General features: G+C 50.1%; 23 protein-coding genes and 1 other RNA gene. 15 read left to right on the forward strand and 9 right to left on the reverse strand.

The genetic code is table 11. From position 1 onward, the window contains the following. Positions 1-342: 342 nt before the first annotated feature. Positions 343-1614 (reverse strand): NAD(P)/FAD-dependent oxidoreductase, encoded by a 1272-nt coding sequence (locus tag JW499_RS10205; RefSeq protein ID WP_205210499.1) that lies wholly within the window; start codon positions 1612-1614, stop codon positions 343-345. A gap of 272 nt (positions 1615-1886) precedes the next feature. Between JW499_RS10205 and JW499_RS10210 the strand changes: the two genes are divergently transcribed. The 6 genes from JW499_RS10210 (at position 1887) to JW499_RS10235 (ending at position 8084) form a co-directional block, all read left to right on the forward strand. Continuing rightward, positions 1887-3812, forward strand: coding sequence for an FAD-dependent monooxygenase (locus JW499_RS10210; RefSeq protein ID WP_205210500.1), 1926 nt, complete (start codon positions 1887-1889; stop codon positions 3810-3812). Positions 3813-4106: 294 nt separating this feature from the next. Further along, on the forward strand, positions 4107-4457 hold the full coding sequence (locus JW499_RS10215; RefSeq protein ID WP_091355034.1) for a BufA1 family periplasmic bufferin-type metallophore: 351 nt from the start codon (positions 4107-4109) through the stop codon (positions 4455-4457). Then, a complete protein-coding gene (gene bufB / locus JW499_RS10220; protein ID WP_232846332.1) occupies positions 4444-5373 on the forward strand; it encodes an MNIO family bufferin maturase in 930 nt (309 codons plus the stop codon). Before JW499_RS10215 ends, bufB begins: the two co-directional genes overlap by 14 nt. Continuing rightward, positions 5373-6236 (forward strand): HvfC/BufC family peptide modification chaperone, encoded by an 864-nt coding sequence (locus JW499_RS10225; RefSeq protein WP_205210502.1) that lies wholly within the window; start codon positions 5373-5375, stop codon positions 6234-6236. Before bufB ends, JW499_RS10225 begins: the two co-directional genes overlap by 1 nt. Before the next feature lie 15 nt (positions 6237-6251). Continuing rightward, positions 6252-6797, forward strand: a complete 546-nt coding sequence (locus JW499_RS10230) for a DoxX family protein (protein ID WP_205210503.1) — start codon at positions 6252-6254, stop codon at positions 6795-6797. Positions 6798-7373: 576 nt separating this feature from the next. After that, complete coding sequence (locus tag JW499_RS10235; protein ID WP_205210504.1) at positions 7374-8084, forward strand: GntR family transcriptional regulator; 711 nt, start codon at positions 7374-7376, stop codon at positions 8082-8084. 94 nt (positions 8085-8178) lie between these two features. Here the strand turns inward: JW499_RS10235 and JW499_RS10240 are convergent, their stop codons facing one another. From JW499_RS10240 to JW499_RS10250, 3 genes are all read right to left on the reverse strand, one after another. After that, positions 8179-9648, reverse strand: a complete 1470-nt coding sequence (locus JW499_RS10240; RefSeq protein WP_205210505.1) for an NCS1 family nucleobase:cation symporter-1 — start codon at positions 9646-9648, stop codon at positions 8179-8181. A gap of 228 nt (positions 9649-9876) precedes the next feature. Then, a complete protein-coding gene (locus JW499_RS10245; RefSeq protein ID WP_205210506.1) occupies positions 9877-11238 on the reverse strand; it encodes an NCS1 family transporter in 1362 nt (453 codons plus the stop codon). A gap of 182 nt (positions 11239-11420) precedes the next feature. Then, positions 11421-12161, reverse strand: coding sequence for an aspartate/glutamate racemase family protein (locus JW499_RS10250; protein WP_232846333.1), 741 nt, complete (start codon positions 12159-12161; stop codon positions 11421-11423). A gap of 475 nt (positions 12162-12636) precedes the next feature. On the opposite strand from JW499_RS10250, the gene puuE reads away from it, so the two are divergent. From puuE to JW499_RS10265, 3 genes are read left to right on the forward strand one after another with little or no spacing between them, the layout of a single operon-like run. Further along, entirely contained in the window at positions 12637-13557 is a 921-nt protein-coding gene (gene puuE / locus JW499_RS10255; protein ID WP_205210507.1) for an allantoinase PuuE, read from the forward strand. Positions 13558-13617: 60 nt separating this feature from the next. Beyond that, positions 13618-14643, forward strand: coding sequence for an allantoicase (gene alc / locus JW499_RS10260; protein ID WP_205210508.1), 1026 nt, complete (start codon positions 13618-13620; stop codon positions 14641-14643). 3 nt (positions 14644-14646) lie between these two features. After that, the gene (locus tag JW499_RS10265; RefSeq protein ID WP_205210509.1) at positions 14647-15147 is read left to right on the forward strand and encodes an ureidoglycolate lyase; all 501 of its coding nucleotides are present in this window, start codon (positions 14647-14649) and stop codon (positions 15145-15147) included. 177 nt (positions 15148-15324) lie between these two features. Here JW499_RS10265 and JW499_RS10270 read toward each other — a convergent pair whose 3' ends face one another. The 3 genes from JW499_RS10270 to smpB all read right to left on the reverse strand — a co-directional run bounded on the left by JW499_RS10270 (position 15325) and on the right by smpB (position 17928). Then, positions 15325-16308 carry an HDOD domain-containing protein gene (locus JW499_RS10270; RefSeq protein WP_205210510.1) on the reverse strand — a complete coding sequence of 328 codons (984 nt, stop codon included), beginning with the start codon at positions 16306-16308 and terminating at the stop codon, positions 15325-15327. A 662-nt stretch (positions 16309-16970) separates the two neighbouring features. Further along, positions 16971-17330, reverse strand: a transfer-messenger RNA (tmRNA) gene (gene ssrA, locus JW499_RS10275). A 124-nt stretch (positions 17331-17454) separates the two neighbouring features. After that, positions 17455-17928 (reverse strand): SsrA-binding protein SmpB, encoded by a 474-nt coding sequence (gene smpB / locus JW499_RS10280; RefSeq protein ID WP_091355097.1) that lies wholly within the window; start codon positions 17926-17928, stop codon positions 17455-17457. Positions 17929-18132: 204 nt separating this feature from the next. On the opposite strand from smpB, the gene JW499_RS10285 reads away from it, so the two are divergent. Genes JW499_RS10285 through JW499_RS10295 form a run of 3 tightly spaced genes read left to right on the forward strand, consistent with a single transcriptional unit; the run spans position 18133 to position 20262 of the window. After that, positions 18133-19497: a sodium-dependent transporter gene (locus tag JW499_RS10285; RefSeq protein WP_205210511.1), complete on the forward strand. Its 1365-nt coding sequence runs from the start codon at positions 18133-18135 to the stop codon at positions 19495-19497. A gap of 4 nt (positions 19498-19501) precedes the next feature. Next, entirely contained in the window at positions 19502-19933 is a 432-nt protein-coding gene (locus JW499_RS10290) for a type II toxin-antitoxin system RatA family toxin (RefSeq protein ID WP_205210512.1), read from the forward strand. A gap of 29 nt (positions 19934-19962) precedes the next feature. Next, positions 19963-20262, forward strand: coding sequence for an RnfH family protein (locus JW499_RS10295; RefSeq protein WP_416135406.1), 300 nt, complete (start codon positions 19963-19965; stop codon positions 20260-20262). Between the two features lie 100 nt (positions 20263-20362). On the opposite strand, the gene JW499_RS10300 is transcribed toward JW499_RS10295, so the two are convergent. Continuing rightward, positions 20363-20701 (reverse strand): outer membrane protein assembly factor BamE, encoded by a 339-nt coding sequence (locus tag JW499_RS10300; RefSeq protein ID WP_205210514.1) that lies wholly within the window; start codon positions 20699-20701, stop codon positions 20363-20365. A gap of 90 nt (positions 20702-20791) precedes the next feature. On the opposite strand from JW499_RS10300, the gene fur reads away from it, so the two are divergent. Next, the gene (fur, locus tag JW499_RS10305; protein WP_205210515.1) at positions 20792-21220 is read left to right on the forward strand and encodes a ferric iron uptake transcriptional regulator; all 429 of its coding nucleotides are present in this window, start codon (positions 20792-20794) and stop codon (positions 21218-21220) included. Positions 21221-21301: 81 nt separating this feature from the next. Here fur and recN read toward each other — a convergent pair whose 3' ends face one another. Then, entirely contained in the window at positions 21302-22978 is a 1677-nt protein-coding gene (gene recN / locus JW499_RS10310) for a DNA repair protein RecN (RefSeq protein WP_205210516.1), read from the reverse strand. Positions 22979-23156: 178 nt separating this feature from the next. On the opposite strand from recN, the gene grpE reads away from it, so the two are divergent. Continuing rightward, positions 23157-23762, forward strand: coding sequence for a nucleotide exchange factor GrpE (gene grpE, locus JW499_RS10315; protein WP_205210517.1), 606 nt, complete (start codon positions 23157-23159; stop codon positions 23760-23762). A 97-nt stretch (positions 23763-23859) separates the two neighbouring features. Continuing rightward, complete coding sequence (gene dnaK / locus JW499_RS10320) at positions 23860-25782, forward strand: molecular chaperone DnaK (protein WP_205210518.1); 1923 nt, start codon at positions 23860-23862, stop codon at positions 25780-25782. Positions 25783-25815 lie beyond the last annotated feature (33 nt).

Raw genomic sequence — 25815 nt, forward strand, 5'->3', positions numbered from 1 at the left:
TGGAGTCAGAGTAGAGTTTGTTTTACCTGTATAAGCTAGCTGTTTAGAACTGAAGAGAGTACTTGCTCTTATCGGTTGGCTTCTTCCTGGTGGGAATGCTATATAGTTAATAAATATGAAAGAGTTTGATTGAAGACGGCTTTTTGTTCTTCGGTTTGGTAGGTCTAGGTCTGCTGAACCTTAAGAAGTCAGAACGCTAAGCCTGATTATTGCCCGCAAGCGATAATGAATGGGGTAGAGGTAGTATTTATGAGTCAACAAAGGCCATCCCTTAGGGTGGCTTTGTATGTGGTTTTGGTAGAAATGGCGGAGGTTGAACCTCCGCCCTCCAATCTTCCCCTATTATTTCTTCAACTTATCGATATTCAGCATCTTCATCAAAAACTTCTCGAAGATCGGTTCGCTGACGCCGCTGCGGATCTTGTGCATAAAGTATTTTTCAAAGCCGACTTTCGCCAGATGCACCCACTTTCCGGATTTCATCCAGTTAACGTTGCGTGGCGGAATCTGTGGCATGGCGACAAAGGCGATGCCGCTGTCACCCATATCGGCCAGACAGACGGCGTTCCAGGTGGCTTCGCTTTCCGGTTCTTTGTTATCCAGCACTGCGCGGATGTTATGGGCGGTGGCGGTGACCATACTCTCAATCATAAAGCCGGTTTTCGGTACGCCGGTAGGCACGGGGGTTGGTTTTTTCGGGGCGATGGCGACCGCTACACCAATGCCCCAGATATTGGGATATTTAGGGTTGCGCTGATGTTTGTCGATCACAATGAAGCCCCGGGGGTTCACCAGTCCTTCAATATCCCGCACCGCATCGATGCCGGTAAAGGCGGGCAGCATCATGGTATAGCCGAAGGGCAGCTCGTGGCGCTTTTTCTCTTCGCCCTGCTCATCGCACTCGATAACGTGCATCAGGCCATCTTCTATACGGTCTACTTTGGCGTTGCAGATCCAGTCAATATGGTGCTGGCGCAGCTCGCTCTCAAGCATGGTTTTACTGTCGCCGACACCATCAAGGCCGAGATGACCGATGTAGGGTTCTGAGGTGACAAAGGTCATCGGGATCTGATCACGGATTTTTCGCTTACGCAGATCAGAATCCATGATGAAGGCGGTTTCATAGGCGGGACCGAAGCAACTGGCTCCCTGCACAGCGCCGACAATAATAGGGGCTGGTTTTTCAGCCAACGCTTTCCATTGCTCACAGGCAACTTCGGCATGATCGATATGGCAGACAGAGTTGGTGAAGCCTTCCGGTCCGAATCCCTCGATCTCATCGAAAGCCAGTTTTGGGCCGGTGGCGATAATCAGGTGGTCGTAACTGAGCATGGTGCCATCTGACAGCTCCAGTTCACTGGTTTCCGGGTGAACCCGTTTGGCGGCACTGACAACCAGTTCAACCCCTTTTTTGGCCATCGGTGGGGCGAGTGGAACGGTGATATCTGAGCGCTTGCGCCAGTCGACGGCAACCCAGGGGTTGGAGGGGACGAAGTGGTAGTAATCCTTATCACTGACGATGGTGACCGTGTCGTCCGGCCCGGCCAGATCCTTCATTTCATAGGCCATCGGAACACCGCCAAGACCGGCACCGAGGATGATGATATGCGCCATACTCTTCCTCCAGAGAATCACTCTCTATTTAAGTATTATATTTATTAGATTTATCTAATATAAGATCAAAATGTAGTCAGAGTCAACGTTATATTTGTAAACATTGGTCGTAGAGGGGGTGGCTCAGAAAGAACAGCTGACGCGATATCATTGGGTTTGTGTTTATCTATGCGTAAACTTTATATCTGGTTGTAAATATCGATTATTATCTATACCTGTGATCGTTTACAGTGGTGGTCTCTATACAACAAGAAGATCGGAAGGTGTAAGCGATGCAGTATTATGTGGATGGTTTTCGTGGGGGTGATCCCGATATAAAAAATGCGACGGCGAAACGTCGTGACCGTAGTGAGTTTGCTCCGCTACCGGAAAAAGTTGATGTTATGATCGCCGGTTGCGGTCCTACCGGTCTCTGTCTGGCCGCGCAGTTGTCTCAGTTCCCTGAGATCAGCACGATGATCGTTGATCCCACGCCGGGTCCGATTGAAAAGGGTAAAGCCGACGGTATCAATACCCGCACGATGGAGATGTTTCAGGCGTTCGGCTTTGCCGATAAGATTAAGCGTGAGAGCTACTGGGTCAATCAGACCAACTTCTGGATGCCTGATCCGGAAAAGCCCGCCAACATTAAACGTATCGGCAGAGTGCAGGATGTTGCCGATGACTCCTCTGAGATGCCCCATATCCTGATCAATCAGGCGCGCATCCATGAGCTGTTTCTCGAGGTGATGAAAAACTCATCGACACGACTGGAACCTGACTATAGCTGGTCCATCGTTGATCTTGAGGTGGATACTACCACTGATGAATATCCTGTCACCGTAACGCTTGAAAACAACGGTATTAACGCGGGCGAAAGAAAAACCGTGCGCGCTAACTATGTGGTCGGTTGTGATGGTGCCCGTTCCAATGTGCGTAAGGCTATTGGTGGTGAGCTGCATGGGGATGCGGCGCATCAGGCCTGGGGGGTGATGGATATTCTGGCGAATACCGATTTCCCCGATGTGCGTCAGAAATGTCTGATCACCTCTGCTCATGAAGGTAACGTGCTGATCCTTCCCCGGGAGGGAGGCTATCTGTTCCGCATGTATGTGGAGCTGGATAAGCTCAATCCGGATGAACGGGTGGCTAACCGTAACTTTACCATCGACGATCTGATTGCCGGGGCTAACCGCATCATGCAACCCTATTCGATCGACGTTAAAGAGGTTGCCTGGTGGTCTATCTATGAGATTGGTCACCGGATGACTGACCGGTTTGACGATGTCCCGCCGGGTGAAGCTAACAGCCGGACTCCACGGGTCTTTACTGCCGGTGATGCCTGTCATACCCACAGCCCCAAGGCCGGTCAGGGGATGAATGTCTCGATGCAGGACACCTTTAACCTTGGCTGGAAACTGGTGCATGTGCTTCAGGGAAGAGCGGCTCCCGGTCTGCTGCATAGCTACTCTGCTGAACGCTGGGCCGAGGCTAAACGTCTGGTGGATACTGATCATGAGTGGGCGCGCATTATGTCCGCACCTGCCGGGGAGTCGGTACTGGATAATGGTGACGAGCCTCGCTTTATGCGTCAGTTTAAGGCTAATCTGGAGTTTACCGGCGGACTGGCTGTTAAGTATGGTGAATCTGCCCTGGTTGGCCCGGCAACGCATCAGGCGCTGGCGAAAGGCGAAGAGATCGGTCGTCGCTTCCATTCGGCGCCGGTTGTGCGCCTGGCGGATGCCAGGCAGATGCAGCTGGGTCATGTGGCTGAGGCAGATACCCGCTGGCGGATCTATGCATTTGCCGGTAAAAATGACAGTTCGGCACCCGGTTCAGCGATCCATAAACTGGCGGACTGGCTGCACACGGATTCCAACTCGCCGGTTGTGCAGTTTACAGGTCGGGATGAGGATATCGATGGTCTGATCGATCTTCGCGCGGTGTTCCAGCAAACCTTCGATCAGTTGGCTTATGAAGATATGCCCGCGCTGCTTTGCCCTACCAAAGGTAAGCTGGGACTGCAGGATCACGAAAAAGTGTTCTGTGTGGATCACAAGGGGCTGGGGGATATCTTTGATATGCGGGGTATCAACCGTGAACAGGGCTGTATGATTGTGGTCCGCCCGGATCAGTATATTGCGCAGGTGCTGCCGCTGGATGATTATCAGACACTGGCGGACTTTTTCGCAGGCATCTACAAGTCCACAGCCCGATAATATAAAGCTTAAACAGCAGAGTGTTAAACAGGCATCGGCGCGATCCGATGCCTGTTTTTTTTATGGGTTATTAATACCCGCCTCATCATCTCCTATGCATTTCTGATCGTTTTTATACGGTCATCAACGCTCTGAAACACACCCTGAATATTGATCGTCTTCATTTCTCTCGCCTTTTGTTTCGTTTCAGCTTTATTTCAGTTTGAGTCTTTACAGTAGCTAACATCAAGTGACGAAGACTTGTTGCCGCCGTCACTCAACATAAAAATATCGACTTAATCTGGAGCAATAAAAATGAACAAAGCAAACTTAGCTACAGCACTACTTCTTGGCGCGTCAACTGCGCTTCTGAGCACGGGCTCCGTGGCCGGTCCTAGCAGTCAATTGAAGGTTTCTGAAACGGCGTCAGCCGAAGTTCAGGCTAAAGTTAACAGTTGGTTAGCGGGTGAAGAAATTAGCGGTCGTAAAGATAAGTGCTTTGGTATTGCACTCGCGGGTGAGAATAATTGTGCAGCAGGTGCCGGTACCAGCTGCGAAGGTACCTCGACTACAGATTTTCAGACGAATGCCTGGGCCTATGCGCCTAAAGGTACGTGTGAATCAATCGTGACACCAAATGGAATGGGTTCTCTTGAAGGTTCATGAATGCAACCCGCCCCGGCAGTCTTTGATTGCCGGAGCGCATTTAGGGGCAGGCCTGGGGTTAAAGGCTGAACACCTGGATGATATTTTGGCGTTACCTGTGGAAGAAGATATTTGCACGGGTAATCGTCTGTGGTTTGAAGTGCATACAGAGAATTACTTTGTTGCGGGAGGGCCCCGGCTAAATTATCTCCGCTCAATCCGTGAGAACTATGATCTGAGCTTTCATGGCGTTGGGGGATCATTAGGCAATGATCATCAGTCTATGCCTGAGCATATTCAACAGGTAAAAGCGTTAATCAATGAGTTTCAGCCAACGCTGATATCCGAACATGCGGTCTGGTCTCGCTCCGGCGGTACATATTTTGCTGACCTTATGCCCCTGCCCAGAACCCGGGACGCACTGCGGTCGTTAGTGGAAGGGATTGACCGCTATCAGTCAGGCATAGGCCGGCGTATTTTAATTGAGAATCCGACTAACTATCTGGATTTCATCAGCGAGATGGATGAACCTCAGTTTTTAGTTGAAGCAGCGCAGCGCAGTGGCTGTGGTTTATTAATTGATATCAATAATTTGTATCTCAGTAGTAAAAACACCGGTATTGATGCAGCACAGTATTTGTCGCAGATTCCTGCTGAGCTGGTTGGTGAGATTCATATGGCCGGGTATGACCCTGACCCGGAATTAGGCCAGGCACTATTAATCGACAGTCATGCAGCAGATATTGATGGCCCGGTCTGGGCTTTGTTGGAGCACGCGTTGTCTCTGTTTGGACATCGGCCGGTATTAATCGAACGGGATGCCAATATACCGCCGTTTGCTGAGTTGATGAGGGAGCGCCAGACGGCACAGGGCTATTTAGATCAGTGCAGCGGTCATACCGCTGTGGCTAATGGCTTTCAAAAGGAGGCACGCTGATGGCGCTGAGTCCTTACATTGATGCATTTGCAGATTACCTGCGTACCGGTGATGCCCGTTGTATGAACGATTTTTGCGTTAATGCTGAGCATATGAAGCGATTATCTGTGTATCGCAATGGTTTTTATAAAGGTTGTGTTGATGCGCTAGCGGCAAACTTTCCTATGTGTGAAAAGCTTATTGGGCGCGCAACGTTTAAGCGTATCGCCTGTGTTTATGTCGACCATTTTCCGCCTGGACAAGGGACGTTGGTCGGTTATGGGCAGAGCTTTCCTGGCTTTCTCAGTGACCTTATTGCGGATATAGAAGCACCGCCTGAGACTGTCACGCTATCCCCGGCTTTGGTCGACTTAGCGCGTTTGGATTACGCATGGCTAACGAGCCTGATGAGTGTGGACGCGACGCAGACGCTGACAGCAGAAAAGATCTCATGGCTGGTGGAAGAGGGGCACGATTTTACTCAAGCCGTGGTGAAATTAAACACCAGTGTTGCGCTTCTGCGAGTCAGTTCCGGTACTTTGAAGCAATGGATCGGATTAAAAACTGACTCAAGTGTAGCGGAGCCTGTAGAGACCAGTGCTGTTGAGGGAGAATTTAATAGCATCAGTGAGTTAACGCGGGCGGATAGCGCTTCCGCTGTTGATACTGTGATGTTTTGGCGTGTACAGGGTGCCGTGCAGGCGCGCTCGCTTTCCGCGCCTGAAATAGCGCTTATGGCAACGTTACAGGGAGATGGAGACATACTTGAAAGGGCTTTTGATGCCGCGTTAGCTTTAGACCCTGATTTTGATGTCAGTGATGTTTTCTCAGCCTGCCTGCAAAATGAAATATTAGAAATTGATATGGCCAAATACAATGATTAGCACTAGGGAGTACATATGGGTATGGTAGGCAAACTCCGTGAACGTTACGTACAACTGGGTGTGCAGTTGTCACGATTGTTAGAGCCCCTGGCACTGTTCTTTCTCCGTTTTATGGTGGCTAAAGTCTTCCTGGACTCCGGGCTGAGTAAGTGGGATGGCTTTTTACAGTTTAATGTAGAGAAGTATGACCTGTTCAAGTATGAATTCTTCTGCCCGGATCCGGTCAGACCCGGAGCATTACAGCTATGTAACCCTGAAACACTTGAGTATGTTGAAGGCTCATTTGTAGTGAAAATGATTGAGCTACTGGCCGTATTTGCGGGTATAGCGGAAGTTGTATTGCCAATCTTACTCATTATTGGTCTGTTGTCTCGTTTTGCAGCGTTAGGCCTGATAGGCATGACAATGTTTATTCAACTGGCGGTATTCCCAACATGGGATCACTGGATTAATCCAGCATCCTGGTGGGCTGTTTCCCTGCTGATTATTGTTGCCCGTGGTCCGGGAATTCTGTCAATTGACCGATTGTTTGGTTTAGATGCAAAACCTGTTTCGCTGTAAACCTCTTCTATTGGGGTTTCCCTGAGACCATAGCATTGATACAGAGGTATGCTGTGCTTGAATGAGTACGATATTCAACATCAGAGATAAATAGGGCCAGAATAAAATTACCAAAGCATGAGAGGCAAAGAGAGTGTTATCAACAGGTGCCTTTCTTTCGACAGAGCAAAGAAAAAGGGCTGCCCGGAGTCTATCAGAGCCGTCATAATGGTGTGACGGATTGACTGCGCCATTGCCAGTCTCAGGTTAATAAGTCGCGATCCCGATTCCAGCTTACACCAGGGAACCAGTGATTTCATGCGCCCAGAACGGCCCCGTTCTATCTTATTGATATACTTTTTATTCGTAGAGTGATGATAACGCCAGAGATAACCTCAGATAACTCGTCCGGGATTGTCGGGTACCCGATTCAGAGAGCCTGTTAACCGCCTACCGTTTGGCTGTTGCATCCGACTGTTCGACTCAATCTCCTCTTCCTTGTGGCAACGCTTGCCTGATTAATCTTCTGGTTACCTGTGCAGTGGTTGTTGATGTAAAATACCCGCTTATCTGATGTGAGCATAGAACCCATTATCTATGAACGAAAATATTAAAAGAAGAACTGCGAAACGAGATGAAGAGTCGATCTATGATCAGATTCTTGGGGCCATCTTTGAACGTAAACTTTTGCCAGGTACCCGGCTTAAGGAGGAGGAGCTCTGCGAAGTTTTTGGTGTTGGGCGTGGTAGTGTAAGAAAGGTGCTTCAGCGGTTGGCTCATGAAAACCTGGTAGAGACGATTCCCAATAGTGGCTCTTTTATAGCCAAGCCCACCATTAAAGAGTCAAAAGAGGTATTTCAGGCACGTCTTTTGATCGAAACCGAGCTGGTCAGAGAGTTAGCCTTAGTCTTTTCTCCTGAGAAACGTCAGGCGTTGGAGGATCATGTCGCCCGTGAACAGATGGCGCACGATACCGGTAACCATAATCAACGCATAAGGCTGTCCGGGGAATATCATCTGTTGATTGGAAAGCTGGCGGATAAACCGGTTCTGACAGAGTTTCTTCGGGAGATTATCTCTCGCACCTCATTGATTATCGCACTTTATGAACGCACCAAGTCAAATAGTGGGGATGTACCCACTCCCCCCTGTCGGGACCATCGGCAATTGATTGAAATTCTGGAGAATGGCGAGGCAGAGAAAGCGGTGACTCTGATGCGCGATCACTTGCTGGATATCCAGAGTATGTTGAATCTTGACCCCCCCACTGAAAAGCCAGTGGATCTTAGAAGCATATTTACCAGTTAAATCTGAAGCCTGGAAAAGACTGAACACGCGAACCCTCTTCAATAATAAAACCAGTGCAGCTATCACTGCACTGGTTTTGTAAATCGGCATCCCTTTACGCTTCAGCGTTCACATCTTCCTTTATTGCAGTGGTTTTAGTCTGGAGCATCAGTATTTTGTATACCAGACCACCGAGTAAGGCACCTACTACCCATCCAAAGCCGGACAGCTCTGCTAATGCGGGCACCCACACTGTACCTACTGAGAAAATAGCGGCGACAGCAAATGCCTGCAACGCTTTACTGTTCCAGCCATTGTGATAGTGGTATTCACCATCGGGGGCTGAAGAGAACAGATCCTCAAGGTTCAGTTTCTGTTTCTTAATCAGATAGTAGTCCGCGATCATAATGCCGTAGATCGGCGCAAGTACGGCGCCCAGAGTGTTTACAAAGCCCGCAATGCCGATATTACTGATCACCGAGACCCACAGCGCGCCAACAAAGAATGCGATACAGGCGGTGATAACCCCTCCGGAACGAAAACTTATTTTGCTGGGCGCCAGGTTAGCCAGATCAAAAGCGGGTGGAACAAAGTTTGCCACCAGATTTATACCAATAGTAGCGGCAAAGAAGCAGACTGAGGCGATGATGGTGAGAGGCAGACTGCCGACCCGCTCAACGATATCCGTTGGGTTGGTCAGTGTTTCACCGAAGATAACAACGGTGCCGGCGGTGACAAATAGGGCAATAAAAGAGAAAACGGCGACGTTGACAGGCAGCCCCCACCAGTTGCCTTTTTTGAGGACCTTTTCACTTTTTACAAAGCGGGAGAAATCGCCGAAGTTAATAACCACTGCGGCAAAATAGGCAATCATAGTGCCCATTATTGCCAGAAATGCCATCACCGGGCCTCCCTCATATTCTCCTGTCCCTCTGAATATGGTGCCCACAGCAGGCAGGAGCTGGTCACCCGCTTCAATCCAGATCATGATCATCAGGGCGATCATCACCAGATAGACAAAGGGACCTGCCCAGTTGAGAAAGCGGGTAATCCAGTCGATACCTTGCATAAACATATACATCTGGAAGAACCAGACAATGATATAAGCGGTCCAGCCGATACTGGTCATGCCAAGAAACTCTTCTCCGCCCGCGCTCCCCGGGAATAGCGCATGAATAAGCAAAGTGACGGCGGTTGAGGCGAAGTAAGTTTGCACGCCGTACCAGAAAATAGCCACGATAGCGCGCATCATAGCGGGAAAGTTGGCCCCACGGACCCCCATACTGGCGCGTGCCATGACCGGGTAGGGAATGCCGTATTTCACACTGGGAATGCCGGACAGATTGCACAGCACCATAACAAAAATAGATGCTGCAATAATGGCAGCCATGACAGCCCAGCCGTTGAGACCGTAGGCGATGAACAGCGATGCCGCCAGGGTATAACCAAACAGGCTCTGAACATCATTAGCCCAGACGTTGAATATCTCAAACGCACCCCACTTACGATCTTTTGGCGATAGCGGCGCCAGATCCTCATTGTAGAGACTGGGATCGATGTTTTTAATCTTCAGATCTTCAGACATGCCGACCTCCGGATATTATGGGCGTGGCGTTGAGGTCTGACGTGCCAGCCGTGGAGTGGGATAAGCGATAGGTCTCATCTTTTCTTAAGTGCTGCATGGGGGTACCTTTTTGTTATATTTTTGTCAGGCGCGCTAAGCGCTGCTTCTCTCTTAAATCGTTCTCTGTACGGATTGTTCAACCGGTGAACGCTCAAACCGGTTTTCATTTGTTGGCGACTCTGCGTCGATTCAGCTGCGAAAACGTGTGCAGGCCGACCAGTTGTTCATCAGCAGGTAGTACGTCAGACCGGCGGGTATCAGGCTGGCATACCATGAAATTGAGGAGAAGGTGAGTGCAACCGCCGCCCCTAGCAAGGAAGCGATAATGGCTGCCCAGTTGACGCCACGGTATGGTCCTGTTTCGTTATACAGATGTTCCAGATTCAGGGTGCGGTTACGCAGAAGAAAGTAGTCTACAACCAGGACCGCGAAGATCGGGCCCAGAAATGCTGAATAGGTCTGTACGAACAGTTGTAACCCTGCTGACGATTCCTCCTTCACCAGCTCCCAGGGGAAAGTCGCAAAGGCGGCAAGTCCTACCACAATGGTGGCTGTACGAAATTTGAGCTTGAAAACGTCCATCAGAATATAGGTAGGGGGCACCACATTATTAAGCACGTTGGTGGTGACCTGTGCAAAAGCGATAAATAGCAGAGTAGTGACAAGCAGAGGTGTATTGTCTACTGCACTGGAGAATACCTGGATAGGATCAGAAACCCCTGTGGCACCGGAGACCATCAGTCCTATCAGGCCCATAAACAGGGTGCAGGGCAGGATCGACATGGCGTAGATAATACTCAGCAGGCCTGCCCCTGTACCTTTTTTCAGCTCTCGGGAATAGTCGCTGACATTCAGCATCATGGTGCTGTAAATACCCAGAAACAGCATTGTTGCAGCCCAGAAAGGCGCCCCCCAGGTGCCCTCGATATTCACCAGGTTAGTGGTGATCTCATCACCGTATTTGCTGATAACGCTGTAGAACATATATACCAGCGATAGCAGAATAAAGCCGCTACCGATGTTTTCCAGCCATTTGATTCCCTGAAAGCCAAATATCGACAGGCCAATCTGTAATAACTGAAATGTGACAAAGAAAAAGATCAGGTTATCGAAACCAAACATAGTGCTGGAAACCGCATTGAGAGCGCCGGCACCGATCCAGGACTGAAATCCGTACCAGACAATAGCGGGAACCGCCCGCACCAGCCCGGGAAAGCGTGTACCAGCAAAGCCGAATGCACTGCGTGCCTGCACCATAAAAGGGATGCCATATTTATAACCGGCGGCACCGTTAAGGCTCAGGGCGATACCGATGATAAAACAGCCGATGGCAATCGCGACAGTCGCCTGAAGTAAGTTGAGTGTACCCACGATGCTGGAACCCATGGCGAAGGTGCCGATTGAGACACAGCCACCGAACCAGGCCAGCAGATAGGATATGCGCCCCATAATCCGGGTTTTTTGAGGGGCAAGGGACTCTTCACCTGCGGCTTTGGTATCGACCGGGTCATCAATAAGTTCAGACGGAGACAATACTTGTTCATTTTGCATTTCAGGACCCTCCCGGGAGTATAGCTCCCGATTAACTTTTTATTCTTCTTTTAAAGAAAACTGATTTGCCATGACCGTTCACATTGCGTTTAGGTCAATCCCTATCAGTTCGTTCTGATATAGCGGTTGAATCTATTTGTATTTGGATCTGTATAACCGATGTGTGCATCAACAAAGAGCCTTCAATATGTTCTCTGTGACAAGTGTTCAAACTGGCCGGTAAACGCTTTCGGGCGCGGGTAGTCCAGATCGCCATGTTTACTGGTACCCAGTTGCAGACTCACCAAAGACTCCGCCAGTTTGACTGCGGCCGTAACGCCTTCAACGATCGGCAGACCAACCGCTTTCTGGATCTGCTGTCGCAGATCTGCCATGCCTCCACAGCCAAGTACAATGGCGCCGATATTATCTTCCGCTTTCGCGCGCAGGCACTCCTCAATAATCCGGTCCAGTGCCTGGTTTTTGCTCTCTTCAAGGTCGAGCACTGGAATTTCGGCAGCACGAATACGGCGACAGTGATGGGAAAAGCCATAACTTTGCAACAGATGTTCAGCAATGATGCCGGTGCGACCCAGTGTGGTAACGATGGAGAAACGGGTGCTAATCAGGGTGGCCATATGAAAGGCCGCTTCAGCTATACCGATGACCGGGGCGTGGGTTAGCTCACGTGCAGCCAGCAGACCGGGATCGCCAAAGCAGGCGATAATGTAGGCATCGGTATTTTCGCGTTCACCGGCAAGCACTTCCTCCGCAACGCCTACGGCACTAATAGCCTCGTCGAAGTGACTCTCGATAGAGACCGGTCCACTCCGGGGATTGGTTGCCACGATTGTGGTTCCGGGAGCGGCGATACGAGTAGCGGCTTCACCTATCTTTTCAGTCATGCTCACGGTGGTGTTTGGGTTAATCAGGTGAATCTGCATGGTTGTTATCCTGCATGTTCATGGTCATTTTTATTTTGATTTCTACGTTAATACTGAGTTTTGTTATCTGTTTTGTCTCATTTAGTTACTCACATGTCAATTATTTGTTAACAATTTATCTTCATATTGTTTTTCGCATTATGGTGTTATCTTTTGATGTTATCCCTGTCAGATTGACTCTTAATCGATAGATAACTCTGGTCTTATAGCTATTCATAGTCTTAATCTGAGTGGTCAAACGGCGGATTTTTCACTTTATGGAATATTTATTGGAACTTATTACTCATTGTTTTAAATAGATAATTAATGGATTTGTATGCGGTAGATTGTTTATCGATACAAAAATAATAGACATTGTTAACAATTAAAAGTAATTATATAAACAATTGTATTTTTCTGTGTTTCTTATTCTGCTTCTCACAGTCGGCGTCTAACTGCTGGTGTAATAACAATTAAAATTGAAGAGGATCATGTTATGAGCAATGTGTATGACAGAGACCTGGTGGGTTATGGCAAAGCAGCGCCTGACCCAAAGTGGCCACATAAGGCCCGGATTGCTGTTTCTTTTGTGTTGAACTATGAAGAGGGAGGAGAGCGCTGTGTGCTGCACGGTGATAGTGAATCAGAAGCTTTTCTATCGGAAATGATAGGCGCACAACCCCTGGCTGGGGTGCGTCATATGAGCATGGAATCTATCTATGAATATGGCAGTCGTGCAGGTGTCTGGCGTTTGTTAAAGCTGTTTAAAAAGCATGATATTCCGCTGACTATTTTTGCTGTGGCTATGGCCGCAGAACGCCATCCCGAGGTGATCAGGGCAATGGTGAAAGATGGACATGAGATATGCAGTCACGGTTACCGCTGGATCGACTATCAATATATGGATGAAGAGGAGGAACGGGAACATATTCAGAAGGCGATTGGGATTCTGACAGAGATAACCGGAGAACGTCCGCTGGGCTGGTATACCGGCCGGACAAGCCCTAATACCCGCCGGTTGGTGGCTGAAGAGGGGGGCTTCTTGTATGAGTCTGATACCTATGATGATGATTTGCCCTATTGGAATATGTTGTCAGGGCGCCCTCAACTGACGATCCCTTATACCCTGGACACCAACGATATGCGTTTCGCCAGTAATCAGGGATTCAACTGTGGCGATCAGTTTTTTACCTACCTGAAAGATGCCTTCGACACCCTCTATGAGGAAGGCGCGGATAGCCCCAAAATGCTTTCAATCGGTTTACATTGCCGCCTGGTGGGGCGTCCGGCCAGAATTGCCGCTCTGTCGCGTTTTCTTGAATATGTGCAACAGCATCGTGATGTATGGCTCTGTCGTCGTATTGATATTGCCCGACACTGGCACCAGCACCACCCATACCCGCAAGCGGAAAGCTGATTTTAGAGGTTGCGCTTAGTCTGCCTCAGATTACCCGAATAAATAGTACCAGGAGACAATATGAATACCGCTATTGAACAAAATAGTTTTGATCCCGTGAAATGGACTAACCTTGCTGATGCCCGTCTGGGAGCTAAAGCGATCGCAGTGACTGACGATTGGTTTGCCGACGTCAATCGAATGCTGCAACCCGAAGAACCCGTCTGGAAAGAGGGCGTGTTTGATGATAACGGTAAATGGATGGATGGCTGGGAGTCCCGTCGTAAGCGTTTTGAAGGCTATGATCATGCGATCATTCGCCTTGGCGTACCCGGAATTATTAAAGGTGTGGATATTGATACCCGTTATTTCACCGGCAACTACCCACCATCCGCTTCCATCGAAGCATGCTATTGCGTTGATGGAGACCCGACCGATGCCACGGTATGGGAGGAGATTCTGCCTTCGGTCTCACTGCAGGGAGATAGTCACCATTTGCATGCTATCGCGGATAATCGTCCCTGGTCCCATCTGCGTTTCAATATCTATCCCGATGGCGGTGTTGCCCGTTTACGCATATATGGTGTTCCTTACCGGGACTGGTCTTTGCATCCATCGCAGGAGTCAGTTGATCTGGCAGCGGCGGTCAACGGCGGGCGGGCGATAGCCTGTAGCGATGAGCATTTCGGTCGGATGGGAAACATCCTCAACCCCGGCCGCGGTATTAATATGGGGGATGGCTGGGAAACCGCCCGTCGTCGTACACCCGGAAATGACTGGGTTATTGTTGCCCTTGGCCATCCGGGCGTCATCCAGAAGGTGATTGTCGATACCCTGCATTTTAAAGGTAACTATCCCGATAGTTGTTCAATCCAGGGGGCGTATGTAAAGGGCGGAACGGATGAGCAGATAGAAACCCAGAGCCTGTTCTGGCAGGAACTCTTACCCTCACAAAAGCTTGAGATGCACAGTGAGCATGGGTTTGCAGCCGAACTAAACGATATCGGGATGATTACCCATGTTCGTATCAATATTTTCCCCGATGGCGGCATTAGCCGACTACGTCTGTTTGGCCTGATTGAACAGGCTGTCGGGACGAAGGTGTAACCGATGTTATCTGTTCTGAAGGTCGAACCCTTAACCAAGGCCGCGTTTAAACCGTTTGGCGATGTTATTGAAACCGAGGGAAGTCGGCACTTTCTGATCAATAATGGTTCGACAGAGCGCTTTCATCGCCTGGCTGATGTTGATGTATCAGCCGCACAGGGGGAGCCGATTATCAGTATCTTCAGGGCTCAGCCATTACCGATGCCGTTCACGGTGAAAATGATGGAGCGGCATCCTCTGGGGAGTCAGGCATTTATTTCCAGAGGGGAAGAGCCGTTTCTGGTTCTGGTGGCCCCGCCTGGGGATAGCGTGAACGGTGATCAACTGAGGTTATTTCTGACAAATGGCCGACAGGGCGTTAACTATAGTCGGGGAGTCTGGCATCATCCCGTGCTTGCGTTAAAGCCCGATCAGGAATTTATCATCATTGACCGGGCAGGCGAGGGCAATAACTGTGATGAAATCTATTTCGATAGCGGGCATCAGACGGTAGTGGAGATCTGAAAGCCGGAAAGAGCAGGGACGCTTGTCCGGGGGCTTTCCGTTCTGACTCATATTGTGCATGCTGCCTATCGTTGGCCATTGCTGATTCTTTGATAGACATTTACAGCGCTTCAAACAAAGCCCGGAAGTCTATCGGATAAGCATTCACAACGGCTGATATAAGACGTAGCCTCCTGTTCAAATAGCTAATGTCGACAGAAGTCGATTAAACTTATTGCGAAAGCCTGTATCTGACAGCAACTTGATAACCAGTTTCTGGTCAGAAGTCTCCAGGTGGCTTTTTAGAAAAAATATCCCGGGTTCATCTGCCGCTTCGAGATTGAATTCGGACAAGTCACGGAGGCCGCGATACGCTACACGGTCACCGATTCGTCCGGCAAGGTAAAGTAACACGGTATCTTTCAGTTCATCCTCTTTCAAAACCCGTGGTAACTGCGCGGGTGTCTTGACCAGCGGCAGCATGGAATTGGCAATGGCCCGTTCAATGTCTTCCGGTAATCCCCAGCTCCGGGCTAATGTGGAGCCAACGATAGCGGCGTTCAAACCGCTACCCTGTTGCTGCGCTTTAATTCTGTCAAGCACTGTCATGCCTTCTGCATACCAGGCGTGTGCGTTTTTCTCACCGAGGATAAAGCCCAGGTCACCGAGGTTGAAAAACAGGGCTTTGGTTGCCAGTACCGAAGGGCGGGGATGACCCGCATTTTGTCCCAATAAATTGGCAAACGCGCTCGCAACAGCGGTAGATAACCAGGCCCGCTGCAAAGCAGTTCTCTGTGCTTCAGAGCAGTCTTTGGTTTGATCAGCCGTTGCGGCCTGGGAGACCAGACCCTTAACAAAACTGACCCCCAGATAATTAACCGCGTGCTGAACGCTTGAAATCGGAGAGGTTAATGAGAATGCTGCAGAGTTCACTGTTCGCAGCACCTCTGCTGTCAGTCCGGGATCAGCGGCAAGGGTGGCAACCAGCTCCTGTGGTGTATCCAGGCCACCGGCTAACTTTGCCTGAACGGGATTTGGATCTGGCAGTCTTTCACACAGTTGTTGTGCCCGGGCCGCTTGTTGCTCATCGATATATGATGCGACAAACAGATTGAATTCGGTCAGCGACCTGTAGATCTCCTGCGATAATTCCGATGTAGCCTCAACAACCGGCTCATCCAAAAGCTGCCCGAAAGGCCTGGAGGGTTTGCTTGTCGATTCGCTGGACCGACTCGTTGCTTCAGGCCTCTTGTCAGCGGTTTTCTTTTTTCTACCAAATAGTCCAAATAGCACGACAGTTGACTCCAGCAGTTGAGGTATATCCTTTCATCAAACGCGGCTTAAGCGTTTGCGCATAATATTGTGATCAGAGCAGATCATATGGGCGGGCTTTTGAATCAACAGACAGGCTGGTTTCTATACAGTTTGGGGACTTATCCCCATTTAGCACTCTTTGCAGTCCCGCACATTACAGCATCTGCCTGACTCTGTAAGTCTCTGCCATCTGCAATAATATGTAAATCTTTTTGACAGGCCACAGTTACCATAGTGACAGATATACAAAGTCTGTTTCTCCAAAACGCAGGTGGGGTAACCCATGTTAAGTTTATTGAAGAATAGTTATATCTGCTTTTACCCGAATGTGGGAGAAGCTGGAAGTCTGTCTGGCGGGTTTACTGCGGCCGTTCCGGCCTTGCCCTGCGGGTCATCGTGAAGAGCGACGATGATGTGTCGCGCAAAGAGCGCGCTCGGTTCGAACCCGCTCGCGGCTTCTCAATACCCACCACACCGAAGCTGATACCACAAAAAAGGCCACCCCGGAGGGTAGCCTGTTTTGTGGTATTTGGTGGAGGTGGCGGGTTTCGAACCCGCGTCCGCCAATCCTCTGCCTCTAGATCTACATGTTTAGACACTTCTATTCAATTAACCCAGCACGGCCCGAAGGTCAGGGCGTTTAGGGCGAGCCTCTTTAGGTTTTAACCGTTCAGCTTGAGACAAAGCTTCCGGGCGATTCTATCTCGAATGACACTGCAAAATCCTTTAGTTATAGACACCTATAGGAGCAGCGCAAGCAGACTTATGCTGCTAGAGCGTAGTTATCGTCGTTTGCAACTATAACTGTGTAGTAATTGATTTACGTGATTCACTACACTCACGACATGCACCAAAGGGTTCGCAATCAGCGTCGAAGCCAAGTCACCCCCATAGTATTTCCGACTACATAACGCCCGAATAGTTCGTTTAACCAAACTGTCAGAGTATTATGTCAGACGGGCCGGCATTATAGCCGGTTTACAGCAAGAATATAGCTTTATCTTGAGAACAGTTCTACTTCGCTGCCAGAACACGCTGTTTCTGACGGTTCCAGTCGCGCTCTTTTTCTGCATCCCGTTTGTCATGCTGTTTCTTACCCTTGGCCAGGGCTATTTCGCATTTTACCCGGTCGTTCTTCCAGTAAAGGGCGAGGGCGACGCAGGTGAATCCTTTAGCCTGAACAGCACCGATCAGCCGATCGATTTCGCGTCGGTGCAACAGTAGCTTGCGCTGTCGGGTAGGGTCCGCAATAACATGGGTGGATGCGGTTTTCAGTGGTGTAAAATGGGCACCAACAAGCCACGCTTCGCCGTTATGCAGTACTACATAGGAGTCTACAAGCTGGCCGCGACCTTCGCGGAGGCTTTTTACTTCCCATCCGGTGAGAGACAGTCCGGCCTCGAACTTAGTATCAATCGAATACTCGTGTCGGGCTTTCTTGTTCTGGCAGATGGTATTGCCACTGGGTTTTGCTTTCTTCTTTGCCATGGGGCGGGATTATATAGAGCGTTACAGTGCAATGAAAGAGAATTGAGCGGTAAGGATGATCCGGCGATCGTCAGCAGCGAACTTTAGACTAAAACGGGTTTTTTGTCCGGTGTATGGCCGGTGTCATTGAATTGAGTGGCCAAAATATGGACAATGCCGGGCTATTTTATTATTTGAAATATCAGTCTACTTTAAGAGATTTGCATGAAAGATCGCCAAAATATCCATGGATCATGGGCCAGTCGCTGGGTCTTTATTATGGCCGCGACGGGGTCAGCTGTTGGCCTGGGTAATATCTGGAAGTTCCCCTATATCGCTGGTCAGAATGGCGGCGGTGCTTTTGTTCTGGTTTATCTGTTGTTTATTCTGGCGGTGGGTGTGCCGATTATGATGGCGGAAGTGCTGGTGGGACGGCGCGGACGCCAGAGTCCGATTAACTCAATGCGCGAGGTGGCGCTCGAGGCGGGCCATTCGCCTAACTGGTCGATGGTTGGCTGGGTTGGCGCGCTGGCTGGTTTTCTGATTTTCTCCTTTTATTCGGTCGTTGCCGGTTGGGTGCTGGCCTATGTTGCTGCGATGGGTAATGGTGAGTTTCTCGATATCGGCAGTGAGCAGGCGGGCAAGGCCTTCAGTCACTTACTGGCTGATCCGCAGGCGTTACTGATCTGGCATTCGGTGTTTGTGGTGCTGGTGATGGTGGTGTTGATGGGGGGCGTTAATAAAGGCCTGGAACGGGCCACTAAGATTATGATGCCGGCGCTGTTTGTCTTACTGCTGTTGTTGCTGGGGTATTCGATGACCTCCGGTTCGTTCGGCGAAGGCGTTGAATTCCTGTTCCATTTTGACCCTTCTGAACTGTCCTGGGATGCCGTGCTGGTGGCGTTGGGGCACTCATTCTTTACCCTGTCCCTGGGGATGGGGTCGATTATGGCCTATGGCTCCTATATGCCCAAGAGCGCTTCCATTGGTGGTACCGTGCTGACGATTGCTGCGTTGGATACCATTGTCGCGCTGGTGGCGGGTATGGCGATCTTTCCGATCGTCTTTGCCAACTCGCTGGATCCGGGGGCGGGTCCGGGTCTGATGTTTATTACCCTGCCGGTGGCATTTGGTCATATGCCGGGTGGACAGATTTTCGGCTTTTTGTTCTTTGTATTGGTGGCGCTGGCCGCCTGGACCTCGGCGATTTCGCTGATGGAGCCGGGGGTGGCCTGGATGGTGGAGAAGTTTGGTCTGAAACGGGGGCCGGTCTGCATCATTCTGGGGTTGCTGGTGTGGTTGCTGGGAATCGCGGCGTTGAGTTCGTTTAATTTTGGTAGTGATATCGCGCTGTTTGGTATGAATATCTTTGATTTTCTCGATTTCGTTACCGCGAATATCTTCCTGCCGCTGGGAGGGCTGTTTGTGGCGGTCTTTACTGGCTGGATTCTGCACCAGCGGATCACCCGGGATGAACTGGCGGTTGTGACTCCGGCTTACTATCTGGCCTGGTCGGTTACGATCCGTTATATTGCACCGATCGCGGTTACTGCGATCTTTATTTTCAATCTGATCGAAAAACTGGGCTGATGGCATGACACAGGTAGACCGGAGCGCGTTAGTGCTTCATACAGCAGAGCAGATGTTTGATCTGGTCAATGATGTGGAGAGTTACCCGCAGTTTCTGCCCTGGTGTTCCGGGACTACACTGATTGAGTCGACTGACGAAGTGATGCAGGCCAGTCTGAAGGTCGCCAAGGCGGGGCTGAGGTATAGTTTTACCACCCGTAATGAGTTGCAGCGGCCGGAGATAATCAGGATAGAGCTGGTTGAGGGGCCGTTCTCCAGTCTGTCCGGACTCTGGACCTTTAAACCGCTGAGTGAAGAGGCCTGTAAGGTGAGTCTGAGTCTGCAGTTTGATTTTTCTGGCAAACTCACCAGCATGGCAATGAGCAAGGTGTTTAATCAGATGGCAGCAACGATGGTTGACGCTTTTGTGAATCGCGCTGATCAGGTTTATGGTTAACGGTTTAAGGTTGAAAAATAATGGGCACGATGAAAGTTGAAGTGGCGTATGCCCTTGCGAATGAACAGAAGATTATCCCGCTGCAGGTGGCAGAGGATTGTTCTGCGTATGAGGCGGTGGTTCAGTCCCGCATTGCAGATTTTTTTCCGCAGATCGATATTGAGCATGACCCTATGGGGATTTTTGGTAAAGCGATTACTGATCCTAAACTGCATATCCTTAAGCCGGGTCAGCGTGTGGAGATCTACCGTCCGCTGATTGCTGATCCCAAAGAGATTCGTGCCCGCCGGGCGGCTAAGGCAAAAGCGGAGCGCGAAGCGCAGAGCTGACGATCAGAGATTCAGCCTGAGTGGTGGCGGTGTAACCGCTCAGGGAGTATGAAACACCGGAGAGCATCCGGTGTTTCACTGTGCTTGATCTGGATGGTAGTTATTGCTGATTGCCACCGGGACGGAAGTCACCCGCGAATCCTGAGAGATTGCCATTGGCATCGAACAGAACCGTGAGGCGTTGTTGCGTGATTGCGCCAGTTTCACCGGATTGGTTGCGGTAGATATAATCCCAGCGGTTATTGTTGAAGCTGTCGGTGATCAGGGGCGTGCCCAGAACATATCGGACCTGATTCTGTGTCATTCCAGGGCGGAGGGTATCGACCATCTCCTGGGTGACCACATTGCCCTGTGGTATGTCGATCTTGTAAACGCCGGGGAATTCGGAGCATCCGGCCAGTAAAATAGCGGCGATAACGCTAATAAGAATTTTTTGCATTAGTAAATGACTTCCACTTTCGCGTATAAAATCAGATAATTGAGATCGCAAGTCTAACATTCGTTGAGATAAACATCATAGAGAAAGATTATGGCACTTGAAAATCAAGAATTACGTAAAGCTGGCCTGAAGGTTACCCTGCCTCGGGTGAAAATTTATCAGATTCTTGAGAAAGCAGGCGAAGGTGATCATTTCAGTGCAGAAGATATCTACAAGCTTCTGCTGGAACACAATGAAGATGTTGGTCTGGCAACCGTTTATCGTGTACTGACTCAGTTTGAGGCAGCGGGGCTGGTTTCACGGCATCATTTTGAAGGTGGCCATTCGGTATTTGAGCTGACTCAGGATGAACAGCACGATCATATTGTCTGTGTGAAGTGCGGTAAAGTGCGTGAGTTCAGTGATCCTGCGCTGAAAAAACGTCAGGATCAGATCGCCAAGGAGCTGGGTTTTAAAATCACTGACCGGACGCTCTATCTCTACGGTGAGTGTGCCGATGGTTGCAAGAACACGAAATAGTTATATCAGGGGCATTATCGGAGTTAAAAAAAACCGGCGTAGCCGGTTTTTTACGTTTCTAACCTCTGCTGTGTTCGGGTGTCAGCTTTTAATGGCATCCAGTCCCAGCATCTCCCGGGCATGATCCAGGGAGGTTTCGGTGACATCGATACCGCCCAGCATGCGTGCTACTTCGCCAACACGCTGATTCATATTCAGGCGATCGATGCGGGTGAGGGTCTTATCTTTTACCGTCTGCTTGCTGACAAACAGGTGCTGATGTCCCTGGGATGCTACCTGAGGCTGGTGGGTGACCACCAGAATCTGATTGTTTTCACCGAGCTGGCGCAGTAACCGGCCAACTACCTCAGCGATAGCACCACCGATACCGACATCGACCTCATCGAAGATCAGGGTTGGGGTGCTGGAGGTCTGCGCGGTAATCACCTGAATCGCCAGAGATATCCGCGACAGTTCGCCGCCGGAGGCGACTTTGTTCAGTGGGCGGGGCGGCTGGCCGGCGTTGGTGGTGATCAGAAACTCAACCTCTTCCAGACCATGGGCATTCAGTTGGTCTTTGTTATAGGGAGTGATGGAAACGCTGAGTTCAGCGGCGGTCATCCCCAGACTGTGAAGTTGTTTGTTGACCTCGTTCCTGAGTGACAGGGCAGCTTTTTTGCGCGCCTTGCTGAGACTCTCTGCGCTGTCGATAAATGCCTGGCGGGCGTTCTCTGTTTCCTGATGCAGCTGTTCCAGTGCCTGATCCGACATGTTCAGACCCTCCAGCTCCTGCTGGATGCCGAGATAGAATTGTGGCAACTGCTCGGCGGGTATACGGTGTTTACGCGCCATATCAAAAATGCTGCTGAGTCGCTCTTCAACGTCAGCCTGGCGTTTCGGGTTCAGTTCAACCCGGTCCATATAGTGGCTCATCTCCTGACAAGCCTCTTCGATCTGAATCTGAGCGCTGTTAAGCATCTCGATGGTCTGGCTGACCGAGGGTGAAGTGCCCTTGATCTTGCCCAGCAGATGCTGGCACTGGTTGAGCAGGCTTAAACAGTTAACCTCTTCAGCCTCGCTGGTGAGCTGTAGGATCTGTTGTCCGGACTGCAGGATCTCACCGGCATTGGCCAGGGTGCTTTGCTCCTCGACCAGTTTTTCATATTCCCCTTCACTGATTCCCAGTTGTTCCAGCTCTTCCGCCTGATAGCTGAGTAGCTGCAGGCGGGCGGTCTGTTCTTCACTCTGAGCTGACAGCTGCCGCAAACGGTTGTTCAGGCTTTGCCAGTTGCGGAACAGCTGACGGGTTTTGCCTGCCAGCTCGCCCTTGCCGGAATAGGCATCCAGCAGGTAACGGTGATGATCTTTTTTCAATAACCGCTGATGTTCATGCTGACCATGAATCTCGATCAGGTATTCACCCAGTTCGCGGACTTTGTTGATCGGGCAGGGGCTGCCGTTGATATAGCTTCTTGAGCGCCCTTCGGTGGTGATCACCCGGCGCAGAATGCACTCATCGTCATCCAGGTCCTGGTGTCTCAGCCATTTCTGTGCGGTGGGGATATTGGAGATATCGAAGCTGGCAATAATTTCTGCCCGTTCAGCGCCCTTGCGAACGGAGCCCATATCGGCACGATCACCCAGTGTGAGCCCGAGAGCGTCGAGCATAATTGATTTGCCCGCCCCGGTTTCGCCACTGACAACGGTCATGCCGTTTTCCAGCTCCAGGTCCAGTTCTTCGACAATAGCGTAGTTGCGGATGTTCAGTTGAGTCAGCATAACCATTAGTCTGTGTATTTATACAGTGGTTAATGTATAAGCCAATAATGGCTTCTGTGCAATCAATAACTACTCAGTCTGGTTAAAAAAATCTAAAAATACCCACTTGAATCCTGTTGTCATAGCCCCATATAAAAGCTCAACAGAAAACTCACATATCAGATGGTTGGAGAAAGTGATGGCAGGCGAAGATAAGTCTCAGGTTGAAGAGCAGCAGCCGGAAGCAGTAACTGAAGCGGTTGAAGAGACTGTGGGTGCTGATGCAAACGTTGACCAGGTCGCTGAAAACGTTGCCGCTGAAGATGTCGATGTGGAAGCGTTGCAACAGGATCTGGCACAGGCCAGAGATCAGGTTGCGGCCCTGAAAGATCAGGAATTGCGAACCCGTGCAGAGATGCAGAATATTCGCCGTCGGGCGGAGATGGATGTAGAGAAAGCGCATAAGTTTGCGCTGGAGAAGTTTGCCAATGAGCTGCTGCCGGTCGTCGATAGCCTGGAGCGCGCGATTGAAGCGTCCAGCAGCGATGATGAAGCAGTGGTTGCATTGCGTGAAGGGGTTGAGATGACCCTGAATATGTTCGTTACAGGCCTGGGTAAGTTTAAGGTTGAGCAGCATAACCCTGAGGGAGAGCCGTTCAATCCGGAGCTGCACCAGGCGATGTCGATGGTACCTAATCCGGATGTTGCTGCGAACCACGTTATGGCAGTTATGCAGAAGGGTTATAGCCTCAATGGACGTCTGATTCGTCCGGCGATGGTCATTGTTTCTAAAGGTGCAGAATAAGTCAGGACTTGAAACTGATAAATCCGCACCAATATAGCTAGCAAGTTAAAAGAATTTCGCCCGTCAGAACGGGCACAGAATTACTGGAGTGATAAAAATGGGTAGAATTATTGGTATTGACCTGGGCACAACTAACTCATGTGTTGCTATTCTGGATGGCGACAAGCCCCGGGTTATTGAGAACGCTGAGGGTGATCGTACCACCCCCTCCATCATTGCTTACGCAGAAGATGGTGAGATTCTGGTAGGTCAGCCGGCGAAGCGTCAGGCCGTCACCAACCCGAACAATACCCTGTTTGCCATTAAGCGTCTGATCGGCCGTCGTTTTAAAGACGAGGTGGTTCAGAAAGATATCAAGATGGTGCCTTACAAAATTATCGAAGCTGATAACGGCGATGCCTGGGTTCAGGTTAACGATAAGAAGATGGCGGCCCCACAGGTTTCTGCAGAAATTCTGAAGAAGATGAAGAAAACTGCCGAGGACTATCTGGGTGAAGCGGTCACTGATGCGGTAATTACCGTGCCTGCTTACTTCAACGACTCCCAGCGTCAGGCAACCAAAGATGCCGGTAAAATTGCCGGTCTGAATGTTAAACGTATCATCAACGAGCCAACGGCTGCGGCACTGGCTTATGGTATGGATAAGTCCAAGGGCGATAAAACCATTGCTGTTTACGACCTGGGTGGTGGTACTTTCGATATCTCTATCATTGAAATTGCAGAAGTTGATGGCGAACATCAGTTTGAAGTACTGGCGACTAACGGTGATACCTTCCTGGGTGGTGAGGATTTTGACTCCCGTCTGATTGAGTATCTGGCCGCTGAGTTCAAGAAAGAGTCCGGTATTGATCTGCACAGTGATCCACTGGCGTTGCAGCGTCTGAAAGAGGGGGCTGAGAAGGCAAAAGTTGAGCTGTCTTCTGCTCAGTCTACCGATGTTAACCTGCCCTACATCACTGCTGATGCTAGCGGTCCTAAGCACCTGAATGTAAAAATCAGCCGTGCCAAGATGGAGTCACTGGTTGAAGCGCTGGTTGATCGTTCAATGGAGCCTTGCCGCATCGCACTGAAAGATGCTGATCTGTCCGCTTCTGATATCGACGAAGTCATCCTGGTGGGTGGTCAGACCCGTATGCCACTGGTGCAGCGTAAAGTCACCGAGTTCTTTGGCAAAGAAGCACGTAAAGACGTTAACCCGGATGAAGCGGTTGCGATCGGTGCATCTATCCAGGCTGCGGTACTGTCCGGTGATGTGAAAGACGTTCTGCTGCTGGATGTTACCCCGCTGAGCCTGGGTATCGAGACAATGGGTGGGGTTGCCACTCCGGTTATTGAGAAGAACACCACAATCCCGACTAAGAAGTCTCAGGTGTTCTCAACGGCCGATGACAACCAGACTGCAGTAACCATTCACGTCGTTCAGGGTGAGCGTAAACAAGCGTCTGGCAACAAATCACTGGGTCGTTTTGACCTGGCCGATATCCCGCCAGCACCGCGCGGTATGCCTCAGATCGAAGTCACCTTCGATATTGATGCCAACGGTATCCTGAACGTATCTGCAAAAGATAAGGCGACGGGTAAAGAGCAGTCTATTATCATCAAAGCCTCTTCTGGTCTGAGTGATGAAGAAGTTGAACAGATGATTCAGGACGCGGAAGCCAATGCTGAAGCGGATAAGAAGTTTGAAGAGATGAGTCAGGCCCGTAACCAGGGTGACGCAATGATTCACTCCGCTAAGAAAACTCTTGAAGATGCCGGTGATAAGGCGACTGAAGAGGAAAAAACAGCGATCAACAGCGCTATCGAAGAGCTGGAAGGCGTGCTGAAAGGTGATGACAAAGAAGTGATCGAAACCAAGACAGCTGCGCTGACCGAAGCAGTTTCTGCTGTGGCTCAGAAGATGTATGCTGAAGCGGCTCAGCAGGCTGAAGGTCAGGGCGGAGAGCAGGCCCAGGCTGAACCGGCTGACGATGCTGTTGATGCTGAGTTTGAAGAAGTTAAAGACGACGAGAAAAAGTAAGTCGCCTTAGTGAATCATGCTTGAAATGACAGC

This window comes from Amphritea pacifica (assembly GCF_016924145.1).
Lineage (GTDB): Bacteria > Pseudomonadota > Gammaproteobacteria > Pseudomonadales > Balneatricaceae > Amphritea > Amphritea pacifica.